Source organism: Pseudoalteromonas sp. APC 3691, assembly GCF_030408135.1.
Lineage (GTDB): Bacteria > Pseudomonadota > Gammaproteobacteria > Enterobacterales > Alteromonadaceae > Pseudoalteromonas.
The window spans coordinates 69,099-95,555 of sequence record NZ_JASDCB010000008.1 but is presented as its reverse complement, the minus strand read 5'-3'; the positions used below and the strand labels follow the sequence as shown (position 1 = coordinate 95,555).

General features: G+C 37.0%; 26 protein-coding genes and 4 pseudogenes. 28 read left to right on the top strand and 2 right to left on the bottom strand.

Going from position 1 to position 26,457, the window contains the following annotated elements; genetic code table 11:
* A pseudogene (locus tag QL998_RS04660) lies at positions 1-127 on the bottom strand (IS5/IS1182 family transposase); the annotation flags it as partial.
* Positions 128-282: 155 nt separating this feature from the next.
* Here QL998_RS04660 and QL998_RS04655 point away from each other — a divergent pair.
* A pseudogene (locus QL998_RS04655) lies at positions 283-505 on the top strand (transposase); the annotation flags it as partial.
* A 320-nt stretch (positions 506-825) separates the two neighbouring features.
* On the opposite strand, the gene QL998_RS04650 reads toward QL998_RS04655, so the two are convergent.
* Positions 826-1,338, bottom strand: a complete 513-nt coding sequence (locus tag QL998_RS04650) for a hypothetical protein (protein ID WP_290192226.1) — start codon at positions 1,336-1,338, stop codon at positions 826-828.
* Between the two features lie 275 nt (positions 1,339-1,613).
* Between QL998_RS04650 and QL998_RS04645 the strand changes: the two genes are divergently transcribed.
* From QL998_RS04645 to QL998_RS04510, 27 genes and pseudogenes are all read left to right on the top strand, one after another.
* Complete coding sequence (locus QL998_RS04645; protein ID WP_290192225.1) at positions 1,614-2,720, top strand: TerD family protein; 1,107 nt, start codon at positions 1,614-1,616, stop codon at positions 2,718-2,720.
* Positions 2,721-2,891: 171 nt separating this feature from the next.
* Positions 2,892-3,467 carry a TerD family protein gene (locus QL998_RS04640; protein ID WP_222714600.1) on the top strand — a complete coding sequence of 192 codons (576 nt, stop codon included), beginning with the start codon at positions 2,892-2,894 and terminating at the stop codon, positions 3,465-3,467.
* Between the two features lie 83 nt (positions 3,468-3,550).
* Positions 3,551-4,153: a TerD family protein gene (locus QL998_RS04635; RefSeq protein ID WP_222714599.1), complete on the top strand. Its 603-nt coding sequence runs from the start codon at positions 3,551-3,553 to the stop codon at positions 4,151-4,153.
* Between the two features lie 26 nt (positions 4,154-4,179).
* Positions 4,180-4,761, top strand: a complete 582-nt coding sequence (locus QL998_RS04630) for a TerD family protein (protein WP_350595357.1) — start codon at positions 4,180-4,182, stop codon at positions 4,759-4,761.
* A gap of 12 nt (positions 4,762-4,773) precedes the next feature.
* The gene (locus QL998_RS04625; RefSeq protein ID WP_290192224.1) at positions 4,774-5,859 is read left to right on the top strand and encodes a sodium:calcium antiporter; all 1,086 of its coding nucleotides are present in this window, start codon (positions 4,774-4,776) and stop codon (positions 5,857-5,859) included.
* A 319-nt stretch (positions 5,860-6,178) separates the two neighbouring features.
* Positions 6,179-7,252 carry a phosphoribosyltransferase domain-containing protein gene (locus QL998_RS04620; protein ID WP_290192223.1) on the top strand — a complete coding sequence of 358 codons (1,074 nt, stop codon included), beginning with the start codon at positions 6,179-6,181 and terminating at the stop codon, positions 7,250-7,252.
* Positions 7,240-8,001: an HAD hydrolase family protein gene (locus QL998_RS04615; RefSeq protein WP_290192222.1), complete on the top strand. Its 762-nt coding sequence runs from the start codon at positions 7,240-7,242 to the stop codon at positions 7,999-8,001. The genes QL998_RS04620 and QL998_RS04615 overlap by 13 nt, the downstream gene beginning before the upstream one ends.
* A 5-nt stretch (positions 8,002-8,006) precedes the next feature.
* Complete coding sequence (locus QL998_RS04610) at positions 8,007-9,095, top strand: cysteine protease StiP family protein (RefSeq protein WP_222714594.1); 1,089 nt, start codon at positions 8,007-8,009, stop codon at positions 9,093-9,095.
* A 2-nt stretch (positions 9,096-9,097) separates the two neighbouring features.
* Positions 9,098-9,718, top strand: coding sequence for an HAD family hydrolase (locus QL998_RS04605; RefSeq protein WP_222714593.1), 621 nt, complete (start codon positions 9,098-9,100; stop codon positions 9,716-9,718).
* A gap of 1 nt (position 9,719) precedes the next feature.
* Positions 9,720-10,175, top strand: coding sequence for a TerB family tellurite resistance protein (locus QL998_RS04600; RefSeq protein ID WP_290192221.1), 456 nt, complete (start codon positions 9,720-9,722; stop codon positions 10,173-10,175).
* 134 nt (positions 10,176-10,309) lie between these two features.
* Complete coding sequence (locus QL998_RS04595) at positions 10,310-10,960, top strand: VWA domain-containing protein (RefSeq protein WP_290192220.1); 651 nt, start codon at positions 10,310-10,312, stop codon at positions 10,958-10,960.
* 9 nt (positions 10,961-10,969) lie between these two features.
* Positions 10,970-11,614, top strand: coding sequence for a VWA domain-containing protein (locus QL998_RS04590; RefSeq protein WP_290192219.1), 645 nt, complete (start codon positions 10,970-10,972; stop codon positions 11,612-11,614).
* 9 nt (positions 11,615-11,623) lie between these two features.
* Positions 11,624-12,673: a TerY-C metal binding domain-containing protein gene (locus QL998_RS04585; RefSeq protein ID WP_222714590.1), complete on the top strand. Its 1,050-nt coding sequence runs from the start codon at positions 11,624-11,626 to the stop codon at positions 12,671-12,673.
* The gene (locus QL998_RS04580) at positions 12,673-14,142 is read left to right on the top strand and encodes a PP2C family serine/threonine-protein phosphatase (RefSeq protein WP_222714589.1); all 1,470 of its coding nucleotides are present in this window, start codon (positions 12,673-12,675) and stop codon (positions 14,140-14,142) included. The genes QL998_RS04585 and QL998_RS04580 overlap by 1 nt, the downstream gene beginning before the upstream one ends.
* 3 nt (positions 14,143-14,145) lie before the next feature.
* Positions 14,146-15,642, top strand: a complete 1,497-nt coding sequence (locus QL998_RS04575; RefSeq protein ID WP_222714588.1) for a kinase — start codon at positions 14,146-14,148, stop codon at positions 15,640-15,642.
* A 798-nt stretch (positions 15,643-16,440) separates the two neighbouring features.
* Positions 16,441-17,175: an endonuclease gene (locus QL998_RS04570; protein WP_222714587.1), complete on the top strand. Its 735-nt coding sequence runs from the start codon at positions 16,441-16,443 to the stop codon at positions 17,173-17,175.
* Between the two features lie 635 nt (positions 17,176-17,810).
* Positions 17,811-17,945 (top strand): hypothetical protein, encoded by a 135-nt coding sequence (locus tag QL998_RS04565; RefSeq protein ID WP_264083436.1) that lies wholly within the window; start codon positions 17,811-17,813, stop codon positions 17,943-17,945.
* Positions 17,902-18,314: pseudogene (locus tag QL998_RS20760) on the top strand (transposase). The gene QL998_RS04565 and the pseudogene QL998_RS20760 overlap by 44 nt, the downstream one beginning before the upstream one ends.
* A 655-nt stretch (positions 18,315-18,969) precedes the next feature.
* Positions 18,970-19,803 (top strand): tyrosine-type recombinase/integrase, encoded by an 834-nt coding sequence (locus tag QL998_RS04550; protein WP_222714586.1) that lies wholly within the window; start codon positions 18,970-18,972, stop codon positions 19,801-19,803.
* Complete coding sequence (locus QL998_RS04545; RefSeq protein ID WP_222714585.1) at positions 19,800-20,888, top strand: IS91 family transposase; 1,089 nt, start codon at positions 19,800-19,802, stop codon at positions 20,886-20,888. The genes QL998_RS04550 and QL998_RS04545 overlap by 4 nt, the downstream gene beginning before the upstream one ends.
* Before the next feature lie 741 nt (positions 20,889-21,629).
* Positions 21,630-22,115, top strand: coding sequence for a hypothetical protein (locus QL998_RS04540; RefSeq protein WP_069439162.1), 486 nt, complete (start codon positions 21,630-21,632; stop codon positions 22,113-22,115).
* Positions 22,116-22,235: 120 nt separating this feature from the next.
* A complete protein-coding gene (locus QL998_RS04535) occupies positions 22,236-22,787 on the top strand; it encodes a cytochrome b (RefSeq protein WP_010555485.1) in 552 nt (183 codons plus the stop codon).
* A gap of 346 nt (positions 22,788-23,133) precedes the next feature.
* A complete protein-coding gene (locus tag QL998_RS04530; protein WP_222714584.1) occupies positions 23,134-23,274 on the top strand; it encodes a hypothetical protein in 141 nt (46 codons plus the stop codon).
* Positions 23,275-23,460: 186 nt separating this feature from the next.
* Positions 23,461-23,766, top strand: coding sequence for a hypothetical protein (locus QL998_RS04525; protein ID WP_069439160.1), 306 nt, complete (start codon positions 23,461-23,463; stop codon positions 23,764-23,766).
* Between the two features lie 335 nt (positions 23,767-24,101).
* The gene (locus QL998_RS04520; RefSeq protein ID WP_290192217.1) at positions 24,102-24,443 is read left to right on the top strand and encodes an IS66 family insertion sequence element accessory protein TnpB; all 342 of its coding nucleotides are present in this window, start codon (positions 24,102-24,104) and stop codon (positions 24,441-24,443) included.
* Positions 24,440-24,703, top strand: coding sequence for an IS66 family insertion sequence element accessory protein TnpB (tnpB, locus tag QL998_RS04515; RefSeq protein WP_290192216.1), 264 nt, complete (start codon positions 24,440-24,442; stop codon positions 24,701-24,703). The genes QL998_RS04520 and tnpB overlap by 4 nt, the downstream gene beginning before the upstream one ends.
* A gap of 172 nt (positions 24,704-24,875) precedes the next feature.
* Positions 24,876-26,356, top strand: a pseudogene (locus QL998_RS04510) (IS66 family transposase).
* The last annotated feature ends 101 nt before the right edge of the window (positions 26,357-26,457 follow it).

The following is a 26,457-nucleotide window of genomic DNA, read 5'->3' as shown; positions in this document are numbered from 1 at the left end:
TGCGCATCTTATACAGTATGCCTTCGAGCGTTTTTCTATGGTCGGGCTTATTATAAATTCGACCACTTAAGTACATTACTTTTGATAAGACATTCCATGTCCCGTCTGTTAACATTAATCTTGGCATGTAGGTTCGGTGTAAAGTTTTCTGACGAATTCAATTATACCTTATCTTCATGCTGTTTGTTTTTCATACCACAAAGATCAACACGCCCTAGTAATCTCTCCGAAAAATAATAGCAGCTAAAAGTAGAGTTTTTCATAACCTAGGTTCAGGAGATTCTGCATAAAAAATCAAAATTTACGGGTTGTCAGAGCTTTTCGATCATTAAACAATCTGAAGCAGGCACGGCTGTTCCTGAACTTTGCCGAGAGCGTAGTATGAGCGGCGCTCCTTTTTATAAATGGGGTGCTAAATATGGATGCTTAATTGATAGAATGGTTAACAGTGCTTGAAGATGAAAACCGACGACTCAAGGAAATACATGCTGAAGAGCTTATAAAAAATCTATATTATTCAAGTATTTATTGAAAAAATTGTCAAGCTAAGTGGGAAAAATTACTTGCTCAGCAGTCAGTGGCTAAACATAAATCATTATTCGCTTTGCCAGTTTAGTATCTTCTATCAGTCAAAATTCATTGATGAACTGCCTTAAACGCTTTCCTAAGCAAGTCGATACAGATACATAATTAGGTATTACAGAGTGGTTAGCTTATACAAATAAAATATCGCAATAGGCCAAATAGATGAGGAGATTTTGAGATAAGATATTGGTCAAATTTAATTGACCAATAAATTTAAAGTAATTGTTTTTATAGTAAATACTAGGAAGGGTAATAGAGTTCATAGAAAAACTTATCATATAATGCAACACTTAGTTGTTTACCATTTATGAAAACATCAAGAGGCCCGTAAAATTGTGAAAAATTAGGCAGAAAATAACTTTTATCGGATGTTAAGAAGGAAAGTTTAACACTTCCTTTTGAACTATGATCAAAAGTTACATTTACTTTGTCTAGTAACCCTGCTTCGCCAGGTAATTTTAAAATACCTTCAGTAACACTAATTTTTATATTGTCTATATTTGTTTGTGACTCTAATGACTCAAATAACTCTAGACTAGGATCAAAATCAAATCTATCAGCTAATTTTTCAAGCTTGTTTGCAAGGTCTTTTGCTGAAGATGGATGCCTTTCTAATTTCATCATTACATATAGCTCTTCAAAAGTTAATTCTTCTATAGTGTCTTCTGAAGAGTTAGAAAATAGATATATAGGAGTGAAAATAGTATAGCTAATAATAGTGAGGGATAACCAAAGTTGAAATAATGTTTTCATTTTAAATTCCTTTTAAATTCCTTTTAAATTCCTTTTAAATTCTTTAAAAATTATACTATATGGTTAAAGTTAGTGGAACTTATAATTGCCATTTATATAACTCTTTTAATTAACCATGTAGTTTTTATGTAAACTTTTTCTATTTGGAATAGTTAGTTGATAAATAAGATTTTAACAAAACCATATTTATTTGGCAATTGGCAATTGGCTATTGACTATTGAGTCTATGCTAGATTAAAGTTGTTATTATCATAACGAAAATAAATGGAATTATAATGGTATCGTTAGTAATGGGTGGGAATACTAACCTTTCTCAATCAATAGTAAATATAAAGCACTCATTATCTGCTAGCACAGACATTTCTGTTTTTTGCTTGGATGGTGATGGGAAAGTAACTTCAGACGAAGATATGATCTTTTATGGCAACCCTAAGAGCGTTTGTGGAACAATTCATATACAACCCTCTGTGATAAATGTAAATTTAGATCGTGTTCCTCCATACATAAAAAAATTATCAGTTGTAGCCACACTTGATAAAAAGAACTTTTCTGAAATCCCCAACTTCACGCTCGGATGTGACGATTTTACTTGTGAAATAAATACAGCTAACAGGACTGAGTCAGCTTTAATTTTATTAGAAATTTACAATAGAAATAATAGCTGGAAGGTAAAGCTAGTAGCTCAAGGATTTAACGGCGGTTTAAAACCTTTAGCTGAGCATTATGGCGTTGATATTGAGGATGAACCTGTAGTTGAGCCTTCATCATCTAAGGCGGCACCTGTAACTACACCAGCACCAAAAGTTAATTTGAGTAAAATTAATTTAACTAAAAGCTCTCCTAAAGTTGATCTAATCAAAAAGGCTGGCTTATTAGGCCTTATAAAAGTTAATTTAAACTGGGAAAAGGGCAAAAGCGGCTTTTTTAGTTCAGGAATCGATCTAGATCTTGGTGCATACATTGAGCTGAAAAACGGTGACAAGAGCATAATTCAAGCTTTAGGGAATCGTTTTGAATATAGCCCTTACATTAAGTTATTAGCAGATGATAGAACAGGTGACAGCTCAAGCGGTGAGTGGATACATATAGACGGTAATAGTATTAATAACGTAAAGCGTATTATTATTTTTTCATTCATTTATTCAGGCAGCCCAAATTGGGATAAAGCAAATGCTGTAGTAACGTTGCATGTGCCAGACATGCCCCCGATTGAAACCCAGCTAAATGAAACGTCAAGTAATACAGGTTTTTGTGCTATTGCAGAGCTAACAGTTGAAAATAATATAGTTGCAGTAAAAAGGCTTAATCGTTTTTTCAAAGGTCATGCTGATTGCGATAAAGCATATGGGTGGGGCTTTAAATGGACAGCAGGAAGTAAATAACGAACTAAAAATGAGAAGAGTCAAGGTCTTATAGCTTGAGATATATTGCAGTATTACCTTGCTCTTATTTAGATAGTTCATTATGGTATTATTTTTTAAGTAGATACATTAAATCTGTATCGTAAGTGTTTTATTTTTATTCGTATACATAAATTATAAAGGAGTTTTAAAATGGCAGTATCTTTACAAAAAGGTGGTAATGTTTCTCTAGAGAAAGTTGCTCCAGGGATGACAAATTGTCTATTAGGTCTAGGTTGGGATTCTCGCGCCACAGACGGTGCTGATTTTGACCTAGATGCATCAGTATTTATGCTTAATGCAGAAGGCAAGGTAAAAGCTGATAACGGTTTTATCTTCTTCAATAACCTAGTTTCTGAATGTAAATCAGTAGAGCATACTGGTGATAACTTAACGGGCGAAGGCGAAGGCGATGATGAATCAGTCAAAGTTAGTCTTAAAGATATCCCTGCAGATATTACTAAAATTGTAGTTGCTGTAACTATTCATGATGCTGAAACAAGAAAACAAAACTTTGGTCAAGTATCAAACGCATTTATCCGTATTGTTAATTCTTCATCGAATGAAGAAGTTGCACGTTATGACCTATCTGAAGATTACTCAATTGAAACAGCATTGATTTTCGGTGAGTTATACCGCCATAACAGCGAGTGGAAATTTAAAGCGATTGGCCAAGGTTTTGAAGGTGGTCTTGCACCTTTAGCTCGCCAATACGGCGTATCGGTTTAATACCACACCACATTAGTTTACCAATAAATCAGTTGAAATTAATTATAGTTTCAGCTGATTTTTTTTAATATAAAGGATTTAAAATGGCAATTTCATTACAAAAAGGTCAGAAAATCAGCCTTGAAAAATCTAATGGCTCTACTTTAACAAACATCTGTGTAGGCGTTAACTGGGGAGCTATAGAGAAAAAAGGCTTCTTTGGCAAAAAAATGGTTGCGGTAGATTTAGACGCAAGTTGTGCAGTTTTTGATGCCAATAAAAAATTATTAGACATAGTATACTTTGGGAAGCTAGCTTCAACGGGGATTCAGCATTCTGGTGACGACTTAACCGGTGATACTGATGGTGATGATGGACTAGATAACGAAGTAATTAACGTTAACTTGGGACAATTACCGGCTGCTGCAGAACAAATTGTATTTGTACTTAACTCGTTCAGTGGCGATGATTTTAAAACAATTCCTTTTGCATCAATTCGTTTATACGAAGGTACACCTGGTCGCGTAGACTCAATTCACGCAGTGTACGATATTGCGAACGACCCTAAATTTGCGGGCTCTGTTTCTATGATTTTAGGTAAATTGTATAAGCATAATGGCAACTGGAAATTTTCTGCAATTGGTGAAACAACAAGCGATAAAAAGCTTGAGCAAACTATCAAAACGGCTGAAAGTAGTTACCTGTAAAGAATTTATAGATATTAAAGGAGTCAATAATGGCTATATCCTTACAAAAGGGTGCAAATGTTTCTCTTGAAAAAATCGCACCTGGTATCAGTAAATGTTTAGTAGGGCTTGGTTGGGATTCTCGTTCATCAGATGGTGCCGATTTTGATTTAGACGCATCAGCGTTTATGTTGAATGAAAGTGGAAAAATCATATCTGATCAACACTTCATTTTTTATGGTGCGTTAACTTCACCTTGCTTATCAATTGAGCATACTGGAGATAATTTAACCGGAGAAGGTGACGGAGATGATGAGTCAATAAAAATTGATTTAGAGGCTGTTCCTAATAACGTTCATAAAGTTATTATTGGTGTAACCATTCATGATGCGAATGCCCGTTCTCAAAATTTTGGGCAAGTGTCGAATGCGTTTATACGCGTTGTTAATGAAAAGTCAGATGAAGAAATAATTCGTTATGACCTATCAGAAGATTACTCAACTGAAACAGCCATCATTTTTGGTGAGCTGTATAGACATAATAATGAATGGAAATTTAGAGCGGTTGGTCAAGGGTATGCAGGTGGTCTGCATGCTATGGCTGTTAATTATGGCGTTAATATTGCCTAGTCGGAGAAAGACGTGTTAGATACAATATTACCATTTATATATATTATTTTGTCGTGTTACTTACTTAAGTATGCATGTGACACTTTTGAGCAGGCAGCAGGGTATTTAGGTCGCAATTTCCCGCCAGGGGTAAAAGGCGCGACAGTGAATGCTATCGGTTCTAGCATGCCTGAAATGTGTGTTGTGATTGCTTGTTTATTTTGGTTTAACGACCCGTCTTTAGTAATGGTTGCTTTAGGTGTTACTGCTGGTTCTGCGATCTTTAATGGTTGTGTTATACCTGCTTTGTCTATCATTATGGCGAAAGATGGAAGTGGTAAATCGGTAGAACATATTGAACTAAACAAACATGTACTTTTACGTGATGTTTTTTGGGTTTTAACCGCTGAAATAGCATTAATTGTATGCCTTGGTTTTAATAGCTTTACAATTTTGATGGCCGTTATATTAAATGTAATTTATTTATTATATGCAGTTCATTTATATTTTGATGCTAAAAGTCACAAAGCTGGCGACGATGATGAAGAATATGAGTATGAAGAGATAGAAGACAAAGGATTTATTGCGAATATATTTACTTTTAACTTTAATGCAATTTTTTTCTCTAATCGTGCATTTTCTGCAACTAGTGCAGTAATTGTTTTATCATTAGCTATTGCGGTTATCTCAGGTGCATCACACATACTAGTTGAAGGTGTTTTAGGCAGCGCAACAGTATTAGGTGTACCTCAATTTTTTTCTGGTTTAGTTTTTGGTGCTGCAGCATCGTCTGTACCTGACTTAATTTTATCAGTTAAAGATGCTCAAAAAGGTGAATATGAGGATGCAGTTGCAAACCCATTAGCATCTAACACTTTTGATACGACTATTGCATTTGCATTACCGCTGCTGGCTTGGTTTATAATTAATGGTGTAGATTCGCTACCACTTGTGCAAGATGACAATTTAACAATATTACGTTGGTCTATTGTTGGTATTACTGCGGCAGTGGCTGCAAGTTTATTATTTAATTACAAAAGAGTAACAAAAAAGATAGCTTACTTTTTACTTGCTATGTTTGTAATTTGGGCAGGAAGTATGTATTTCGTTATTCAATAATGATTTAATAATAATTAAATAGAGATTTAATCAACCTCATATTAAATAGTGTGAAGTTGATATAAATTAAGAAATGGGCTTATATTTTAAGCCCATTTATAATTTATATGTATGGAGTTTAGTATTTACCTTCATTACACATTGTTACTTGAGTATTTAAAGTTGGCTCTAAAAAAATAATTAACGTGCACATCAATAAAAAACTTACACACTAGCTTTAATGTAATTGGCCTATAAATATATTAAAAATTATTCAGTCAAACAGGAGCATAATAGTAACTGGGGTTTTTATAAGCATACGGAAATATAACTGGAAAATATGAAACATATCTACGACATTAAAGCCGGTACAATCTCGTTAAAAACGGCTGAAGAAAAAACAACATTAGATCGTATTTTGACATTTGCTTGTCGAGAAAATCCTAAACGCTATTTTATTTTAGTAAATAAATTGATAGGACGTTACACCCCAACTTCACCTAAAATAATGAGACAAACTTACAATCAACTAGCTGAAAAGATAGGTGAGGGGCCTCAAACCTATGTTGTGAGTTTTGCTGAAGCTGCAACAGGATTAGGAGCAGGTGCTGCTGACAGTTTGGCCCACATTCAAAATGATGATGTTTATTTTCAGCATACTACAAGGCATAAACTAGATGAAAAATTATGGTTTACTGTAGATGAAGAGCATAGCCATGCAGTTAATCACATGTTTTATCAACCAAGTGAAAATTTATTAAGCTCTATAATTAAATCTAAACGACTTGTTATAGTTGATGATGAAATTACTACTGGGCGTACTATCAAGGTTTTGCTTTTAAAAATACTTCCTTACTTACCCGATTTAGAAGAAATAGTTGTTACGTCAATTGTCGATTTAATGGGTGAGCAAAACTATTTACATGACTTGAATTTGGATGTTCCAATTCGCTATGTTTCCTTACTTAAGGCTAATATTAGTTTAGATAAAGACCCAGACTTTAACCCCCAACTCCCTGATAAAGTAAACTCTAAGCTTACTAATGGGGCATCTGTAAACGACACGGGTAGATGTGGTTTACTAATGCCTTATAAAGAAAAAATAAACAGCATTAGTACATCTCAAAGTACGGTCGTTATTGCGGATGGAGAGCATCAATACATTCCGTTTCTATTAGCTGAAAGGCTTGAAAATGAAGGCGTTGAAGTTGTTTTTCAATCAATTAACCGATCACCAATATTGCTGTGCGATACAATCGTTAATAAGCATAGAATTGCTACAGTAGAAAATGATAGTGAACATTATTTGTATAATTTCTTCCCTGAAAACAAATCAATATTTGTTGTTAGTGAAAGAAATTACGAAGGACTACTATTTACAGATGAGGTTAAATACCACGAATGGAAATGCTAGCGTATCACACTTCAAGGCTATTTGTATTTACTGATTTAGACGACACACTGTTTAAAAGCCTTAAAAGTGACGTATCTATTGTAGCAACAACAAATAACGAAGGTGAATCTCAAGGGTATTCTTCGCTACAGCAGCAAAAACTACTTAATGTTTTTGAAGCAGCAGGTGGCGTATTTATACCGGTGACAGGCAGAAGAACAAATTCGTTTTTAAATTGTAGCCTACCTGTTATTAAAAACACACCGTATGCAGTGGTATCACATGGCGCCATTATATTAGATCAAAATCATACATTGTTAGAGCAATGGCATGAATTTATTAAAGTAGAGTTTAATCTAGCATTGTGGGAAAGCGAGTTAGTAAAAATGTTTGATCATGTACATAATCATTTTACAGCATTAAGTGATGCCGTGCGGGTAAGGCTTATTGTTGACCAAGGTATAACTGCTTATGTATGTGTTAAAGTATCGAAAGGTGATTACAGTGAAAATAAAGCTAAAGATGTTGATTTGTATTTAAAAAGCATACTTCCTAATGACATGTTATTACACAGTAATGGACGTAATTTTGCGATGTTACCACCTTACGCAAGAAAAGAGGTCGCTGTTAAGTTTATTAAAAATAAATTGCAGATTGGAGAGAATGACACGGTGTTTAGTATTGGCGACAGCATCAGTGATTTACCTTTTATGAAAGAAGCTGATTTTTTAATTGTTCCTGACGGTTCACAAATTCTTGATAGGGAATAAAATCAATGAAAACACCATTAATTGGTAGTTATCCAGAGCATGATTGCATGTTTTTATTAAAAAAAATAAAACCAGAATTTCATTCGATCGAAGACAAAGAGCGTTTAATTCAAACAGGTAAATTACATTATTCTCAGATGGTTAGCCAAGAAAATAGACCAACTCCTGAATATGAAAAATTATTTCATGATTTAACAGCAAAATATAAGTATAAATTGGCTAAAGAAGTTCTCAATCTATCATGTCTAATTTCTGAAAATATTAAGCAAGATGTGTGTATTGTTTCTCTAGTTAGAGCTGGCACACCTATTGGCGTGCTTGTTAATAAAGGTATAAATAATTACTCACAATATAATTCAACCCATTATTCAATTAGTATTGTTCGTGATAAAGGTATTGATGTTAATGCATTAGATTACCTTATTTTTGATTTAAAAACACCTCCTCAAAGTATTGTATTTATTGATGGCTGGACTGCTAAAGGTGTTATTACCAAAGAGCTTAAAAAAGCGATTGCGGAATATAATATTAGCCGTAAAGTTAATATAGGCAATTCGTTATATGTTGTCTCCGACATCGGTGGAACTGCTGATTACTCAGTAACTTTTGAGGATTATGCAATTCCCAGTGCATTAATGAACTCAACCGTAAGTGGTTTGATTAGTCGCTCAGTTATTAATGATCAGATTAAAAAAGACGACTTTCATGGCTGTATTTCATATGAACATTTAGCTCAATACGATTATTCAAATAAGTTTATTTCAGAAGTATCTAATTGTTTTAAAGAAACAGATTATAAATTATCAGCTGTGCCAGATGAGCAGCATAGAGAAACGCGTAATCAGCTAACGCAAAGTTATATTGGTTTGCTAATGAATAAATTTAATGTAACCGATATAAATAGAATTAAACCCGGTATTGCTGAAGCAACACGAGTAATGCTTCGCCGAGTACCAGATCTTTTGATAGTGAATGATGCGAATAACCCAAACACCACACATTTAATTACTATAGCCAATGAAAAAAGCATTGAAGTGTGTGTACTTCCTGATATGCCTTTTGGTGCTTGCGCACTTATTAAAGATGTAGGTTAGGTATGAAAAAAATTGCAATATTTGATTTTGACGAAACACTAGTGAAAGAAAACTCTTTGAGCTTTTTATTCAAATATTTTCTAGGTAGAAGGCCTCTATTTACTTATCTTTTACCCATTGTAGCAAAGCGAAAGATTTCTAGGGAAATTATAAAAAATGAGATTAAACAGCATTTTTATAAACTTTCTTTAAACAATAAAAGTAACGAACTGGTATTTGAAGCGGGTGTAAATACAGCCGAAAAATTAACCCCGATTAAATCTGTGCTAGATCGTATGATGACATTAGATGCTCAAGGTGTGGAAATATGGATTATTACCGCTTCACCGCAATTTTTTATCGAAGGCATTGTCAATAAACTGAAGTGGCCAGTTGAGAGAGTAATAGGTACACTCTTAAAGGAAGATGATAATGTACTTAATGGCTTAATTGGTACAGAGTGTCAAATTGAAGAAAAAGTGGCGCGATTTAATGCGTTAATAGCAGATGAAAAATTAACGTGTTTAGTCAAAGAGGCTTATGGTAATTTGCCTGCAGACATACCGATGTTAGAGCTTGCTGAAAAAATGTTTTATGTTAAAAATGGACAATTAAGTCCATTTATAAATATCAATGGAGAATAGTATGAGTTTTTGGAATAACGTTAAAGAAAAAATAAGCGATGCAAACGACAGTCTACAAAAAAACATCGGACAATTTAAAAACAAAAAGTTTGCAGATGCTTCAATGGCTATATGTGCTTTAGTTGCAGCGGCTGATGGCGATATTGACGCAGATGAGCGTAAAAAAACAGCTGGGTTTATTGTATCTAACGAATCTTTAAAAGTTTTTTCTGCTTCTGATTTAAAAGAGAAGTTTGATTTTTATTGCAACAAATTAGAAGCCGATTACGACTTTGGTAAAATAGAAGCAATTCAAGCTTTGAGTGTTTTAAAGGGTAAGCCAGACCAAGCACGCGCATGTATTCAGTTAGGTATTATTATTGGCGGTGCTGATGGCGATTTTGACGCAGACGAAAAACGTGCAATTAAAGACGCTTGTAATGCGGTAGGTATTCCTGCATCTGAGTTTGATTTATAAATCAGTAAATGAAAATTATTGTGCAGATAAGATAGTTAATAAATATGTGAATATATTAATAATGACAAATATTAGTTCTATGTTTAATTGCTTATCTATGCATGAGATTTTTATTACTTAATAAGGAGCTCATTATGAGACGTTTACCTGTATACCTATTATTAGACACATCTGGCTCTATGTATGGAGAGCCGATTGAATCAGTTAAAAATGGTTTACAAACCCTACTTTCTTCACTTCGTCAAGACCCTTATGCGCTTGAAACTGCTTTCTTATCAATAATAGAATTTAACACTAAAGCTATCCAGTCAGTACCACTGACTGATTTAATGTCGTTTCAATCACCCGATTTAATACCTTCAGGTACTACATCACTTGGCGCTGCACTTACCTTACTTGCCAGTAAAGTGAATGAAGAAGTTAAAACAACAACGCTTGACGAAAAAGGTGATTGGCGCCCACTTGTTTTTGTTTTTAGCGATGGTGGTGCAACTGATGACTTTCAAAAAGGTATAGATGATTTAAAAGCAACTCAAATGGGTATTGTAGTGGCATGTGCTGCAGGTCACCATGCAAAAATAGACGAGCTTTCAAAAATTACTGAAAACGTTGTGCATCTTGAAAATGCAGACTCCAATGCGATTTCAGCCTTTTTTGAATGGGTATCTGCAAGTATTTCTACAAACTCTCAAAAAGTCGAAAATGGTGAGTCAGAAGCCTCACAACTATCGGATCTTCCTCCGCCACCACCTGAAATTAACTTAGTTGATTTAACTAAGAAGTAGGAGTGACTAATGAGTCGACGTTTACCTGTATACCTTTTAATAGATAGCTCTGGCTCTATGCAAGGAGAGCCAATTCATGCTGTTAATGTGGGTATTAGCGCAATGCTTAGTGCATTACGACAAGATCCTTATGCACTAGAATCTGTCTATATATCTTTAATTACATTCGATCGAGAAATAAAAGAGCTTTTACCTTTAACACCTCTCGAAAGTGCACAATTCTCGGAGATTGAACTACCCAAATCAGGTGCTACCCATATGGGTGAAGCACTTGAGTTTGTGGTTGATAAAGTTTCAAAAAATGTAATTAAATCCTCTGATACCACTAAAGGTGACTTTAGACCCATGCTGTTTATTATGACAGACGGGTCACCATCAGATTTAATGGTATTTAAAGAAAGTCTACCAAAAGTCAAAGCAAGCAACTTTGCTGAAATAATTGCGTGTGCGGCGGGCCCTAAGGCAAACCCTGAGTTTTTAAAGCAATTAACGAGTAATGTTGTTGTCTTAGACAACATGGAAAGTTCGGCATTTTCACAATTTTTTAAGTGGGTAAGTGACTCTATTGCAGCTGGCTCTATGAGTTCAGGTGTTGATGGACCATTAGAAAACTCACTACCACCTCCACCGGCGGAGTTTCAAATCGTATTATAAGGAAATAACATGCGTAGATTACCTATTTTTTTTGTTATAGATGTATCTGAGTCTATGACTGGAGAGCCTATTGAGTTGATGGAAAAAGGCATCGAAAACATTGTTTCTTCTTTACGTCAAGACCCTCATTCATTAGAAACTATTTTTATTAGTGTTATAGCATTTGCTGGTAAGGCTAAAACAATTGCGCCTTTAATTGATTTGATTTCTTTTTACCCTCCTAAAATTCCGGTTGGTGGTGGTACGTCTTTAGGTGGCGCATTAAACGTATTAATGGATGAAATAGATGCCAATGTAAATAAAACCACCTATGAAGAACGTGGTGATTGGGAGCCCATTGTTTTTCTTATTACGGATGGAAAGCCAACAGATGATCCTAGCCAGGCAATTATACGTTGGCAAAGTAAGTACGCTACAAATGCCAGTCTTATTGCTATTACATTGGGCTTAAATGCAGATATAAATATATTAAATCAAGTAGCAAATCCGGTACTAGCACTAGAGAAGACAGATAAAAATCAATTTTTTAAATTTATAGAATGGGTCAGTGCCTCTGTTAAAGCACAAAGCCAAATGATAGAGATTGATAACAAAAATCCCCCCGTATCTTTAGAAAAAGTTAGTAATGCTGGCTTAACAGTAATGGATAGTACAGGCGAGGCGAGTGCGTCTGATTCAAGTTGCGTAACGTTAACAGGCCGTTGTTCAAGCAACCGTCGTCCTTATTTAATTAAATACGCCAAACCAAAGGTTGTTGAAAGGATGGAGCGTTTTATTCAAAATCATCAGTATTATCATCTCGAAGGCGCATATAAATTAGAAGAAAGTTACTTTGAATGGTCCTCAGATGACTATGTTGCAGAGCAAGTTGATACATCTTCTCTTGATGGCATTCCGCCTTGCCCGCAGTGCGGTAATCAGTCAGCTTTTGCTATGTGCGGTTGTGGTAAATTGTTGTGTATTGGTGATGAGAATATCGTAATGTGCCCATGGTGCGAAACAAACATTAAATTTAGCCAAGGAAATAGTGAGTTCTCAATTACGCGAGGGCAGGGCTAATGAGAAAAGTAAAGCTTGAACAAACATTATTAGAGACTCTATACCAAGCTTCACTCACAAATACAAAGAAGTCATTTGTACAAAAGCGTGCTAATCAGTATTTAGATCGAATTGTTATACAACACCATATTAATGCATTGCTTAAAGAGCTTGCGCCATTGGTGGAAAATGACAAAGGTATGCGTCGCTTAACAAGATTAGAGGGCGGTAAATTGGATAAAAAACAGAATAATTTAAATGTAGATAAAAAAATTCCGCCGTTAGTTATTAATTTACGCCTTCCTAATCTTAGAGTGAATACCGCGTTCTCAGAATCGATATCCCTTGAGAGTGAAACTGATGCAAAAGTCAGCTTTTTTCAAACTAAAAGTATTGATGAATTTGAGGGCATAAACTTTGATGCTGATAAACTAACGTTTTTTGGTACTACGGACCAGATTGGCGATTATAAGTTTGATTTATACGGCTCAACGCCACTCGCTAATGGTCAGGTCCAGGGTGTGGTTGTAAGAGTAAAAGTAACTTTTGTGCCAGACCCAAGGTCACTTTGGAAAAATATCCCCTCAGATGACACAGCCCGTTTTCATAAACCAGATACTTACCATGCTTATTGTGAAAATAGCAGCATGTTATTAATGGGGAGCAGTGTAAGAGGTCGCTCACATGCTCACAAAGGTATTCATCGCGATGATGATTTTAAACTTTACTGCGATGATTCATCTGAATGGGTTATTAGCTGTGTTGCTGATGGAGCAGGTTCGTGCAAATATTCTCGCCAAGGCGCATTTGTAGCGGTGAACAGTGCAACCAATTCACTTAAAGAATCTTTAAATGGTCATTATGGCACTGAACTTGAGAGAGCATATAACGACTTCTCTAACGAGAATAGCGAAGAAAACCAAAAGTCATTACTAGAAGCTTATCAACATACCATTGTTAAAGCCGTTTTTAGCGCTGCAAAAGCGATACATAGTAGTGTTGATGCAAACCAAGGCGACAGTGTAAAAGACTTCTCTACAACGTTAATACTTGCCGCACATAAAAAAGTTGAAGAGGGTTATCTTGTTATCTCTTTTTGGATTGGTGACGGTGGTATTGCAATATATGATAAAAATAAAAAAGTAGTGTTAATGGGCGAACCAGATAGTGGTGAATTTGCTGGGCAAACACGATTTTTAGATAATAAAATATTTGAAGATGGAAGTGTTTACAGGCGCGTAAAAATGGATAAAGTTGAGTCCATGAGTGCGCTTATTTTAGCTACGGATGGGATCACGGATGCGTGGTTTGAAACAGAAAAACAGCTAGAATCACTACTTCATTGGGATAAGTTATGGAATGAGCTAGAACCGCATATTACGAACAAAAATCGCGAAAGTGGATTACAAGGGTTAACTCAGTGGATGGATTTTTGGTCTAAAGGTAACCATGACGATCGTACTATTTCTGTTTGCCTCGTTAAGGAGTGATTTATGGCAGTTGTTAAAATAAATGCACTTGATGGCTCTAAAGTAGAGTATGTAGACGAAATTATTGGCTCAGGAGTAATGAAAGATGTGTACTTTAGCCCTTGCAAAACATATGTTGTCGCTTTTTATAGAGATAAATTAGACGGTGCAAGCATAGAGCGACTTGAAATGATAACGGGTCGCTACCGTGAAAGTATTTTTCAGCATGAAACCGGTGATTACTGGAAAAGTTTTTTTTGTTGGCCAGAAAAAATAATTGAACATAATGGTCTTACAGGCATTGTAGTGCCATCGTACCAGGCTCATTTTTTCTTTGATTATGGCTCAGTCAATAATGATTTTTTAAATATTAAAGGTAAAGAAAAACAAGGTAAATGGTTTGCATCTGCTAACAATCAAAATCGCTTTTTAGATGAACGTGAAAAAGGAGATTGGTCTAAATATCTTAAAATATCTCTTACTATTGCTAGAGCCGTTCGTAGATTACATGCAGCAGGGCTTGCTCATTCTGATTTGAGTTATAGAAATGTGCTTGTTTCACCTGTAGAAGGGCTTGCAACCATTATTGATGTAGATGGATTAGTTGTACCAGGAAAGTACCCTCCAGACGTAGTAGGCACACCTGACTTTATTGCACCAGAAGTTGTAGCCACAGCACATCTATCTAAAACAGATCTAACTAGGTGCTTACCCAATATATCAACAGACAGACACGCGCTTGCTGTATTAATTTATAACTACTTATTATTGCGCCACCCCCTACGAGGCGATAAAGTAAGAGATTTAGATCCTCAAAAAGATGAAACGTTATCAATGGGCGAAAAAGCTTTATTTGTTGAGCATCCTACAAACGCTGATAACAGAATAAAAGTAGAAAGAGTAAAACCAACCGAACTGCCATGGAAAGACACTAATAAACTACCTTACTCAATTACCGGCCCTTACATAAGTAAGTTATTTGAAAGGGCTTTTATAGAAGGACTTCATGCACCTCAAAAAAGACCAACTGCAGATGAGTGGGAAAGCGCGCTAATTAAATCGATTGATTTGATTCAGCCATGCGTTAATGCGGAGTGCAAACAAGGCTGGTATATTTTTGATAATACACTCTCACCAACGTGTCCTTTTTGCAGTACTAAATACATAGGGTTGCTTCCCGTTATTAACTTTTACTCTGAAAGAGAAAAAGGGCGCTTTGTCTCTGATGATCACAGGCTAATGGTTTATACAAACCAGTCTTTATACAGATGGCACACCAATCGTTTTGTAACACCAAACGAAAGGTTGAAGAACAGTGATAAAAAGCGACAAGGTTATTTTGTTTTTCATAATGACGTCTGGTATTTAGTAAACGAAAGCATGGCAAACTTAATTAATGCATCAACCAAAGAAAGCTACCCATTGGGCAGCCAAATTGAAATTACTGAGGGCATTAATTTACTAATTGGTAATGAGAGAGGCGATCGATTGCTGAATATTCAAATGGTTGATAGTAAATAATATTTATGGACTAAATCTATACCAGTGTATATAGCAATTTAAATAGCAACTTTTTATATAAAGGACAAATGATAGAAAAAAGTTTGTTTGCTGTTTGCTGCTGGCGCTGGAATGGACTAGCTTAGCTAGTGCTATTTTGGCGCATATTTCAGGTATGCTTGATTTACACTTTAGTAGTTGGCTTTTAATGTAGCAGCAGGCTGTGTTGTCTCATTAATAGTACCTAATTTAAAAGTTAAAGTAGCACTAATTGGTGGCGCAATCGGTCTTCTTGTTATGAATCTATGCGTATTCTATATGATGAGTGCTGTGATTAGTTTTATGGTAGTAGTACCAGAAGAGAGGTGTTGAGGAAAAATCAATTGATATACATTAAAGCCAGTTGGAATTAGACTAGAATACACAATACTCACGCTCAAAGGATAGACTCGCCCTTTTTATTATCAATTAGTAAAATCACCATCGGTTTGTTAAGCTTTAGTGAGGAATTATGAGCTTACTCAAAGCTTATTTTAATTATGGAGTAATTTACTAATGAAAAACCCTATTGTATCTTTTCTAATGCTTAGCTTTATTACTGGCTGTTCAGCCTAAAACACGCCATTATTGCTGGTGAATCTGAATTTACAGGCGATAAAGCGTGTCGAAACTATCTTAATGATCAAGATATCCTCGCTAAAAAAGCATAATATCTTAGTTCTATAAATTAAAATTGTAAGTCACCAAAAATAATGATTAGCTTATTAACTCATTTATTATATGTGATGTATTTAAACGAAATAGGTACCAAAAATCATAATGAAAGCATCTACAATTTCACTGTTAGCAACACTTATTTTCTCTGCTGCCTCTTCAGCAAACCAAGAAATCGACTCATTTAGCAAAGCTAAACGGCTTCTAGAAAAGCAGGTTTATAATAATCATCGTATTACACTTTATTGTGGTGCGACATTTGACGTTAATAAAAAAGTAACCGCACCAAAGGGCTTTTCTACAACGAAGTATCTCAAACGAGCTAAAAAAATTGAATGGGAGCATGTTGTTCCAGCAGAAAACTTTGGTCGTACTTTTAGCGAATGGCGAGATGGGCATAAGGAGTGTGTAAATAGTAAGGGGAAACCATTTAAAGGTCGAAGATGTGCTGAAAAGGTAAATACAGAATATCGCTTTATGCAAGCCGATATGTTTAACCTTTATCCGGCCATTGGTGCCGTGAATGCTTTGAGAAGTAATTATAACTTTACCATGCTTCCAGCGGCTCAAAGCGATTTTGGAGGTTGTGCGATGAAAATTGACGACAGGAAAGCTGAGCCGCCTGAAATGGCTAGAGGCAAAATTGCTCGTACTTATCTGTATATGGAAAACACCTATAATAGATATAGCATGAGTAAAGGACAACGCCAGCTAATGAATGCGTGGGATAAAATGTATCCTGTTGATGCTTGGGAGTGTGCTAGAGCAGAGAAAATTTCAAAGCTACAAAAGAACCAAAATGATGTGGTTAAAAGTCGCTGTGAGAGTAAAGGCCTTTAAGTATATTGTCTTAATTACAATTAGAATCTAGGTTATAATTAAAAATCAATTAAGTGACTTTTTAAACATTGAATATCTTAGCTCTCATCGATAAGTTTCTAACTCAGAATATTCAGCTTTAAGCGAGAAGCTGGTAGTTACCAATCATCAAGTAGAGTCAATCTTGGTTTTATAGTTAACTACTAGCTGCTAAGCACTAATTTTTGCTACTTGGCTTTACATAGCTACCTTATAAAATTAGTTTAAAAACGTTCTACACTATACTTTTTATTTAGTCGTGGGTTTGCAATTTTAAGCTCTTGTAATCGGCGCAGGAATTAATACATGCCTTCATATTCAGCGCACTACTCATAAAAGCAGCGCTTCCATATCATGCTCTTGACAAAGCTCTGGGATCGTTGCTTGTTATTGCTTTAGCTTGTTTAGTGATGCTGTTGAGTTGATTAACTATAAACTAAATGCAGATTAAGATGACTTAGGCTAATTGCACCTAATCACGGCAATTATACCTATAAATAGTGCATATATTATTAAAGTTATATCGCTGCGTACAACGTAAGCGTCTAGCTTAGTGCACCTGCAAGTAACTCGTCAAAATTATTAAGCTATCCCTGAATTTCAATTAGGAGATAGCCATGAGAAAAACACGTAGCCTTGAGCAGTGGTGTAATATAATAGAAGAGCAACAATCGAGCGATTTAACTATCACTGAGTATTGTCAGCAAAATGTTTTATCAAAAACAACTTTTTATGCCGCAAAAACAAGCTAAAGGCATTAGCTGGCAATTATGCCTTGCTCATATGCGTCGTAAATTTATCGAAGCGAAAGGCAATAATAAGAAAACAGAGAAAGCGGATGTGGCGCTTAACCTCATTGGCAAGCTATCAAAGATAAACCAGCCACAGAAAAGTACAATATTAGACAGCAAAAAGCCAAACCCATTGTTGGCGAGTTATACCAATGGTTGCTCAAGCACAAAGATAAAATCCCGCCCAAAATGGCGTTAGGTAAAGCCATCAACTACGCGATAAATCAATTTGGAAAATTCCGGCGCTACTTAGAGGATGGTAGACTTAAAATTGATAACAACCGCGCAAAGCGATCCATAAAACCCTTCGTGATAGGGCGAAAAAACTGACTGTTCTCAAATACCAGCAAGGGTGCACACTTGGCTAGACCCTTATAATACAAAGATACTTGCATATTATTGCTTCGGCATAGTGTTATCTAGTAATCCCACTAATAATTTATTCAAGGAGAAGGATTAGATTATGACTTCTTGGGTAAGCGTCTAGCGAACCACACCTAGCTGTCGGAGGACAATAAGTATGAAACTCGACAATAAATACTAAAACCATGACAATAAAGTTCGAAACTTTTCGATGCTATTTGTCGCAGTCTGCCTTTTGTTCTAACAAGCTTTTGCCCCAAAACGATTTACAAACTGGAATGTTGACGGGCCGCTTCGAGCGATAACCGGTCATTGAGACTGGCTAAACATCGTCGTTAATAGATTGGTTAAACTGCTCTTTGCGCATATATTCATGAAAATGAGCGACGCGCGCATATTGTTCCATTTAACTTTACTTAAAAGTTTTAGAAAATTTAGTGATAGTAATACCTTAGGTAATTTGTTAAAACTATATAATATAGAAAAGTGAGCGTTAAGTCGGCAGAGATATGCGCGATGAGCGCACTATTAAATTGTTGAACTAAGCCGCTACGCGGAGATCCTATTCTTATCATTTGAGCCACACTTACCTTGGGGTTATCCCATAACTTGGAGGTAAGTCATGAATACACTCATTGAACAAGGCAAAACTGAAATAGCCTATCGTGGTTATTCGCAAAGTACATGTAAAAGCTACTGTGAACATTTACTAAAACTCAGTCATTATTTTAATAAACCGCTCGATTCGATTACTGATGAGGAACTTAACGCCTTTTTTAACGATCCTGCGATTCGTAAACTTTCTAGAGCAAGCCAAAAAATACAGATAAACAGTATTTGGTTTTTGTTTAAGAATATTTTACATCGGCCATTGAACTTAGATATTGTACTGCCAAAAGTAAAACTTCGCGCACCCACGTATTTATCGCGCGATGACATGCGACGGCTTATAGAAAGTTGCACCGATATGCGCTTAAAAACATTGATTATGGTGTGCTATGGGTGTGGCTTACGTATTAATGAACTGCTACGCATTAAAGTGCAAGATATCGATGGACAGCGTAAAACTATTTTAATTGAACAAGGTAAAGGGGATAAATCACGCTATGTGGTTGTATCAGATAGCGTGCTGGCTCAATTACGTTGTTATTGGAAAATGTATCACCCAACAGGTTGGATGTTCTATTCACGGTTATTAATGGATAAACCTATGTCAGCATCAACCTTCAGGAAGCCATTGAGAAAACATGCACAAGCGTGTGGCTTAAAGCACTGTAATCCACATACTTTACGCCATGCTTATGCAACACACCAACTTGAATCAGGTATGCCACTTCATCAACTGCAACATCAGCTTGGCCACAGTGATATTAAAACCACACAAAGTTACTTACATTGGTTACCAGAGTTAGGTCATGGCGGCATTGATTTGCTTGCGAGCTGGAGTAAACAATGAACGCCTTACACCTCGCTGATATTTTAAACTCAAGCCTTGAGAGTTATCGCCAACATCATACGGTGAGTTATCAACAACTGCGCGTGTGTCAGCACCTTCAATCATGCAGAACGGGTCAGCTCGGTTATCAAGCATGGCAATGTGATAGCTGTGGGGAGTCGCAAAAGATTGGATGTAGTTGTCGAGACCGTCATTGCCCGCGTTGCCAAGGCATGGCTACGGCTAAATGGGTGCAAAAACAGCAGGAGGATTTATTACCATGTAGGTATTTCCACCTTGTTTTTACACTCCCGCATGAGTTGAATATCATTGCGCACTACAACCCAAACGCGTTGTATCAGTGTTTATTCAAAGCCACATGGCAAACGCTGAGTAAATTTGCGAAACGAAAGAGGCATGGTCAGTTAGGCATGACAAGTGTACTGCATACGTGGGGGCAAAACTTAGGTCAGCATATCCATTTACACTGTTTGATACCCGCAGGCGCGCTTGATAAAGCGCACTGGCATGAAATAGAAAAAGGCTATTTATACCCCGTTAAAGCATTATCAACAGTGTTCAGAGGGAAAATGCTGGCGGCGCTCAATGAATGCGATAGTTCATTCGCGAAGGTAAGCACGCCAACCAAATGGTGCGTGTATAGCAAAGCCTGTTTAACGTACAGTGAAAAGCTAGTTAGTTACCTTGCTCGTTATACCCGAAAAGGCGTGATGTCAGAATCGCGATTAGTGTCAGCGACTGAAGAAACAGTGAGCTTTAAATACCGCGATTATGCAGATAACAACCGCGATAAAGTCATGACGCTGAGTTGTGATGAATTTTTACGGCGCTACTTACAACATGTATTGCCCAAAGGGTTTATGCGCATTCGCCACTATGGCTTTTTAGCTAATGCGTGTCGCAAGCGAAAGTTAGCATTAATAAGGTCACAAGAATCACACAGAGGTAAAGTGGAGAAGCTAAAGACAGAAAACGTAACACTGATACCGCATTGGCCTTGCCAGCATTGTAAGGCAGGTATCTTGCGGTTAATTGGCGTATTCCAGTTATATGAAACAAGGACCAAAGTAGAGCGAACGAGTTAGCAGCTAGGTAGCTGCTTAAAATAAATGAGTTAACCTGCTTAACTGCTCAGGCTAGCGGCCTCTGTACGTGTAAAAAATATAATTGCTTATTAAGGCAAATTAAGGTGTAATGAATACATAATAAGCGCTGAGCAATGCAGGGAAAGCTTACATAACACTCGCTAAGCTGATTAAATCAGCTAGGAAAGTGAGAGCCTCCAAAAAGCAAATTCCCATAGCATAAACAACACCAACGCTGACACACCGAGCAGGTAGCGGCTCAGTCCAACAAGCGATTATGCAACACAAACAGCGTGTCGCATAAATACTAAAATGTTATGTTTACTTAGATATGGAGTTTCTAAATTGAAAGAAATAGTAATCGATATACTGTTTGTTGGCCTATTGGTCGTCCCACTCGTTTTACACTTTTCTCCAAGCTTGGTTGAAAAGTTGATTTCCACTTTTGATAAATCTAGTGCCCAAAGCACTAGCTACCTTCTTTCGTTACCTATTTCTGTGTATTTGATTTATGAGATGTCTTCAAAAAGTAACTGGGCTGCCAAATTAAGCCTGCTCGTTGCTTTTGTACTTTTCTTCACAATTTACGCATCTGCTCTATCATGTTTATTTCAACGAGTCGGTAAACATAACAAAAGCCTTAACTCCGACAATGATTAGTTGTCATGGTTTTGGCAAACAACGCAAAAATCCATGCCAACACATTGCGTGTTAGGCGGGCGTTAGCATTATTGGAGGTTTATGAAAAATTTAGCAATTTACAATGCTGATAAAGTCGAATATCAATTCTTTGATGCTCCAGAAGACGAAATTAGAAACAGTTTAGAATTAAGGGCGGTTTTGGTCAAAGCTCTCGATTTAGAAATCATTTATGATCAAATAGTTGAAGCTTATTGGGATTATAAAAATAAGGTTAACTATTGGAATTTGCGGTCAGTTTCCTCTCCATATGCAGACTACATTTTGAATCATGAAATTCGTAGTTCATTAAATAGACTTGCGTTTAATCTTTTTAACTTGAGCAAATTATATCTAGACTGGCATTATAATAATTTAAAAGAACGTTGTTTTTCTTTTGAGTTAACAAATGACCCTACGGTAAAACAAAAGATTATAGAGCATCGAAGTTACATCTATGATACGAATTTACATTATGTAGTTGGTTATAATCCCAAGTATATTTACTCATGTTTTTTAAAATATAAATTTTATGTTTTAGATCACTAAATGCTTAGTAATGATAGGTTACTTTGTAGTGGGGTAGGCTACTTTTTTAAGCTCTAAAACAGCTAAATGGTCAGTAACTTTATACGATTAATATAAGATTTAATTTTTTCGAGGGGCACTATGAATTTAAAAAATACAACAACTCATTACAATACACTCTCCATTGCTTTGCATTGGCTTATGTTCATATTGATAGTCGCTGTTTACGCAAGCATTGAACTGCGCGAATTATTCGACAAAGGAACAGCAACCCGAGATGCCTTTAAAATGTGGCATTTTATGCTTGGTTTATCGGTTTTAGCCTTAGTAAGCGTTAGGCTAATTGCTCGCATAGTAGGTGGTTCGGCTCCTGATATAAAACCACAGCCAGCTAAATGGCAAAATAACCTGGCCAAACTAGTGCATGTTATTTTGTATGGGTTCATGTTTGCTATGCCTATTGCTGGATGGTTAATTTTGAGCATGGCGGGCAAACCAATTCCGTTTTTTGGTCTAGAGCTGCCGCCATTGGCCAGTAAAGATTTAGACTTAGCTAAAACCATAAAAGAGCTGCATGAAACCGCTGGGGAAGTTGGTTATTACTTGATTGGACTACATGCAGCCGCCGCCTTATTCCACCACTATGTTTTATCTGATAATACGGTTGCACGAATGCGTTTGCCTAAAAAATAACAGCTAATTAAGTGGTTAACCCGTTGTTTTCGCACATATTCAAGGATATGTGCGACGCGCGTATAGTGTTCTATTTAGATCTGCTTAAAGATAATAGAAAACTTAGTGATAGTAATATCTTAGCTAATTTGTTAAAACTGTGTAAAGTATACATATGAGTGTGGTCGGAGCAGAAAGATCCGCCCTTCGCGCACTATAAAATTATCCGTATAAAGGGTTTTCAACAATTGATGAGGCGCGTAGTTGGGTGTTGAAATTTAGCCACTGGTATAATTTTAACCACAAACATAGTGGCATCAAATACGTCAGCCCACATCAAAGGCATTCAGGATTAGCGGGTGACATATTGGCTAATAGAAAAGAAGTTTATCAAGGTGCTAAAGATGCTCACCCTGAGCGCTGGAGCGGTAATATCCGTAATTGGGATTTACCAAAAGAAGTGTACTTAAACCCTGAACAAAATAGTGTCAAGGCTGAGAGTGCATAACGTAGTGATCGCGACAACTAGTTTGACAAACACCGTAATTTACGTGGTCATAGTCAGCATAGTGCTTTACCAGTCAGAAGCTTCACTACTGGAGTACGCTACGATCAAGATAGTTCAAGTCAAACAGCTCACTTTAATATTTATTATTACTACGAAGACTTAGTCAAAGCAGGTGTACCCAAAAAGGTGCTATCTAAAGACATTAAGCTTGAACTGACAGACATAATAGATGGCTTCATATACGCTATTTCTCAAAAGCATATGTTAAATCGAGAGCTAACTGATGGTGTCATCAACAACGCTCGAACTTCTATTGTATCAATGTGTCAGAACTATGCTGATATTGCAGGGTATGAAGCCTACAGATGTGAAGTTCAGTTAGAAAAGGGGAAAAGGGTTGGTTTGTCTCTCGATTGGTTTGAAGTTTTTGACCACTTAAGCGAGAAGCATGGGAATGCTATTAATTATTCAAATATTACGTTTGAAAAATAATGCTAACAAACGACTATGGCTTCAATATACTTTTACTAATCTTTATAAGCGGTTTCCCAGGTTACGCGTAACTCACTTTTGTCCAAAAACGAGTTTACTCGACCGTCTGCTTCTCGCTCAAAGCCGCCCTTAGAGTATTTACGTTAACTCGTTTTGGGGCAAAAGCTTGTTAGAACAAAAGGCAGACTGCGACAAATAGCATCGAAAAGTTTCGAACTTTATTGTCATGGTTTTAGTATTTATTGTCGAGTTTCATACTTTATTGTCCTCCGACACTAGCATCGATGTTCTGATTATCTAAAAATACCTGCTCAATGATAAATTCGGAGCAGGTTATGAAAACTTACGGAACAAGCGCACAGTGGCAGCAGCTTTTGCTGAAACGCAGTACGTTTAGTGGTACTAATATTGAATTCTGCCAACACCATAATGTCGCTATTACGACTTATTATAAACAACGTGCTTTACTGGCAAAAGACCAGCCTAATTCCACCTTGCCAGTGCACACGCAGTGCCTTACATCATCACGTTTTGTCCAGGTAAAACAAACTACTGAAGTCTGCGCGCAAACTCGTCAAAATACGCTGCAGTTTGATACGCTAACCGGCCAACTCACGTTTCCTATCGATTTAGCGACGGCCGATATCGTTGCCATTATTAAAGGGCTAACGGTATGAGGATGTTCGTTGATGTACCCACCGTCTATTTATGTGCCGATGCCGTTGATTTTCGAAAATCAATTAATGGTCTGGCGGCGTTGGTGGAAGCAGAGCTTGAACTACCCGTGCTCAGTGGTGCGCTATTTGTGTTTTGTAATAAAGGCCGTGACAAACTCAAACTGCTTTACTGGGATAACACCGGTTTTGCACTGTGGTATAAGCGATTAGATAAGCATAAGTTAAAATGGCCCAAACTCATGTCATGTCACCCACCATGACCTTAAGCGAGCAGCAATTACACTGGTTATTATCGGGTTATGATGTGATTGGACACAGTAAAATTGATGTCGCAGGTAAGAAAATGCTTTAATATTTGCGATCGATTGATGATCATCAAAGTGAGTTCAGTTAGCACTGCAAAGCCTTTGATGATGCCTTAAAATAGGCGTCATGAAAAATGAACTCGCCCTTAAACAGCGCATTGCTGAACTTGAAAAACTGTTAGCGCAGAAGGATGCCCAGATTGCGGCATTGGAAGAGCGCTGGAGCTTGGCCCAACAAAAACAATTCGGCAAAAGTGCTGAAGGCTTTGCCGGGCAAGGCGAGTTATTCAATGAAGTGGAAGAAATTGTTGAGGAAGTTGAGGCAGAGCAACAATCCATTAGCTATACCCGTAAAAAGCCGGTGAGTAAGCCACTGCCAAAAGACTTACCTCGTGAGCAGGTTATTCACGACATCATCGACAAAACCTGTGATTGCTGTGGCGGTGAGCTACATAAAATGGGTGAAGATAAGTCAGAAAAGCTTGAGTTCATACCCGCTAAAATCAAAGTGATTGAGCATATTAGGGCTAAATACGCCTGCCGTCACTGTGATAAATCCTCAACTCAGACACAGATTAAACAAGCCTCAATGCCTGCCATGCCCATCAACAAAGGCATTGCAACCAGCAGTTTGCTCAGTCAGCTTATCACCAGTAAATACCAATACGGGTTACCGCTGTATCGCCAGGAAGCGATGTTTAAGCAATACGGTATTGAACTCAGTCGACAGACCATGAGCAGCTGGATAGACAAATCAGCCACACTCTTCGCGCCATTAGTTGAACGGCTTAAAGCCGAGCTGTTAAAGCAACCCACGCTGTTTGCCGATGAAACGCCATTAAAGGTGGTGAAATCGGACAAAGTAAACAGTTACATGTGGGTGTATTGCTCGGGTCGAGATTCACCAGACCCGAATAATCCTATCCCTAATATCGTACTTTACGACTTCCACAATAGTCGCGCGGCCGCCTGCGTGGTCAATTATCTTGATGGATATCAAGGGTACTTGCACGTGGATGGCTATCAAGCCTATGCCAGAACAGAGGCAACCTTAATCGGCTGCTGGGCGCATGCTCGTCGTAAATTTATCGACGCGAAAAAGCTACAAGGTAAAAACAAAACCGGCAAAGCGGATGTGGTATTGAGCCTTATCCAAAAACTGTACGGCGTTGAGTCACGCATCAAAGATAAAAGTGTGGATGACAAATATACGGCAAGACAAGAGGTTAGCCTGCCTATTCTTAGCAAGCTAAAAATATGGCTTGAGCAGGATCAGCCAAATTTAGTGGGGAACAGCAAACTGATAGAGGCAGCTAATTACCTAGCAAATCAATGGCACAAGCTCATACGCTATGTTGATGATGGCCGACTTAGCATCGATAATAATAGAGCAGAACGCGCGGTAAAACCGTTTGTGATAGGCCGAAAGAATTGGTTATTTAGCCAAACGGCTAACGGGCCCATGCTAGTGCCACCCTTTACAGCATTGTGGAAACCGCCAAGATAAATGGTCTAATCCCATTTAATTACATCTGTGCTTGCCTTGATGAACTGTGCCAGCCTGAGCCCGATATCGACAGCTTGTTACCCTGGAATTTTAAAACATAGGTGTAGTTCGCTAGACGCTCACCTTCTTGGCATTCTACAAGTGTAAAAAAACAATAACGTGACCTCATACGGATCTCTGTATCTAGCGTCAATTATCTTAG

Excerpts from the sequence above, each read along its gene's own strand:
- QL998_RS04650 (WP_290192226.1), bottom strand. The coding sequence starts at position 1,338 with ATGAAAACATTATTTCAACTTTGGTTATCCCTCACTATTATTAGCTAT.
- QL998_RS04645 (WP_290192225.1), top strand. The coding sequence starts at position 1,614 with ATGGTATCGTTAGTAATGGGTGGGAATACTAACCTTTCTCAATCAATA.
- QL998_RS04640 (WP_222714600.1), top strand. The coding sequence starts at position 2,892 with ATGGCAGTATCTTTACAAAAAGGTGGTAATGTTTCTCTAGAGAAAGTT.
- QL998_RS04635 (WP_222714599.1), top strand. The coding sequence starts at position 3,551 with ATGGCAATTTCATTACAAAAAGGTCAGAAAATCAGCCTTGAAAAATCT.
- QL998_RS04620 (WP_290192223.1), top strand. The coding sequence starts at position 6,179 with ATGAAACATATCTACGACATTAAAGCCGGTACAATCTCGTTAAAAACG.
- QL998_RS04615 (WP_290192222.1), top strand. The coding sequence starts at position 7,240 with ATGGAAATGCTAGCGTATCACACTTCAAGGCTATTTGTATTTACTGAT.
- QL998_RS04610 (WP_222714594.1), top strand. The coding sequence starts at position 8,007 with ATGAAAACACCATTAATTGGTAGTTATCCAGAGCATGATTGCATGTTT.
- QL998_RS04605 (WP_222714593.1), top strand. The coding sequence starts at position 9,098 with ATGAAAAAAATTGCAATATTTGATTTTGACGAAACACTAGTGAAAGAA.
- QL998_RS04600 (WP_290192221.1), top strand. The coding sequence starts at position 9,720 with ATGAGTTTTTGGAATAACGTTAAAGAAAAAATAAGCGATGCAAACGAC.
- QL998_RS04595 (WP_290192220.1), top strand. The coding sequence starts at position 10,310 with ATGAGACGTTTACCTGTATACCTATTATTAGACACATCTGGCTCTATG.
- QL998_RS04590 (WP_290192219.1), top strand. The coding sequence starts at position 10,970 with ATGAGTCGACGTTTACCTGTATACCTTTTAATAGATAGCTCTGGCTCT.
- QL998_RS04585 (WP_222714590.1), top strand. The coding sequence starts at position 11,624 with ATGCGTAGATTACCTATTTTTTTTGTTATAGATGTATCTGAGTCTATG.
- QL998_RS04580 (WP_222714589.1), top strand. The coding sequence starts at position 12,673 with ATGAGAAAAGTAAAGCTTGAACAAACATTATTAGAGACTCTATACCAA.
- QL998_RS04575 (WP_222714588.1), top strand. The coding sequence starts at position 14,146 with ATGGCAGTTGTTAAAATAAATGCACTTGATGGCTCTAAAGTAGAGTAT.
- QL998_RS04570 (WP_222714587.1), top strand. The coding sequence starts at position 16,441 with ATGAAAGCATCTACAATTTCACTGTTAGCAACACTTATTTTCTCTGCT.
- QL998_RS04565 (WP_264083436.1), top strand. The coding sequence starts at position 17,811 with ATGAGAAAAACACGTAGCCTTGAGCAGTGGTGTAATATAATAGAAGAG.
- QL998_RS04550 (WP_222714586.1), top strand. The coding sequence starts at position 18,970 with ATGAATACACTCATTGAACAAGGCAAAACTGAAATAGCCTATCGTGGT.
- QL998_RS04545 (WP_222714585.1), top strand. The coding sequence starts at position 19,800 with ATGAACGCCTTACACCTCGCTGATATTTTAAACTCAAGCCTTGAGAGT.
- QL998_RS04540 (WP_069439162.1), top strand. The coding sequence starts at position 21,630 with ATGAAAAATTTAGCAATTTACAATGCTGATAAAGTCGAATATCAATTC.
- QL998_RS04535 (WP_010555485.1), top strand. The coding sequence starts at position 22,236 with ATGAATTTAAAAAATACAACAACTCATTACAATACACTCTCCATTGCT.
- QL998_RS04520 (WP_290192217.1), top strand. The coding sequence starts at position 24,102 with ATGAAAACTTACGGAACAAGCGCACAGTGGCAGCAGCTTTTGCTGAAA.
- tnpB (WP_290192216.1), top strand. The coding sequence starts at position 24,440 with ATGAGGATGTTCGTTGATGTACCCACCGTCTATTTATGTGCCGATGCC.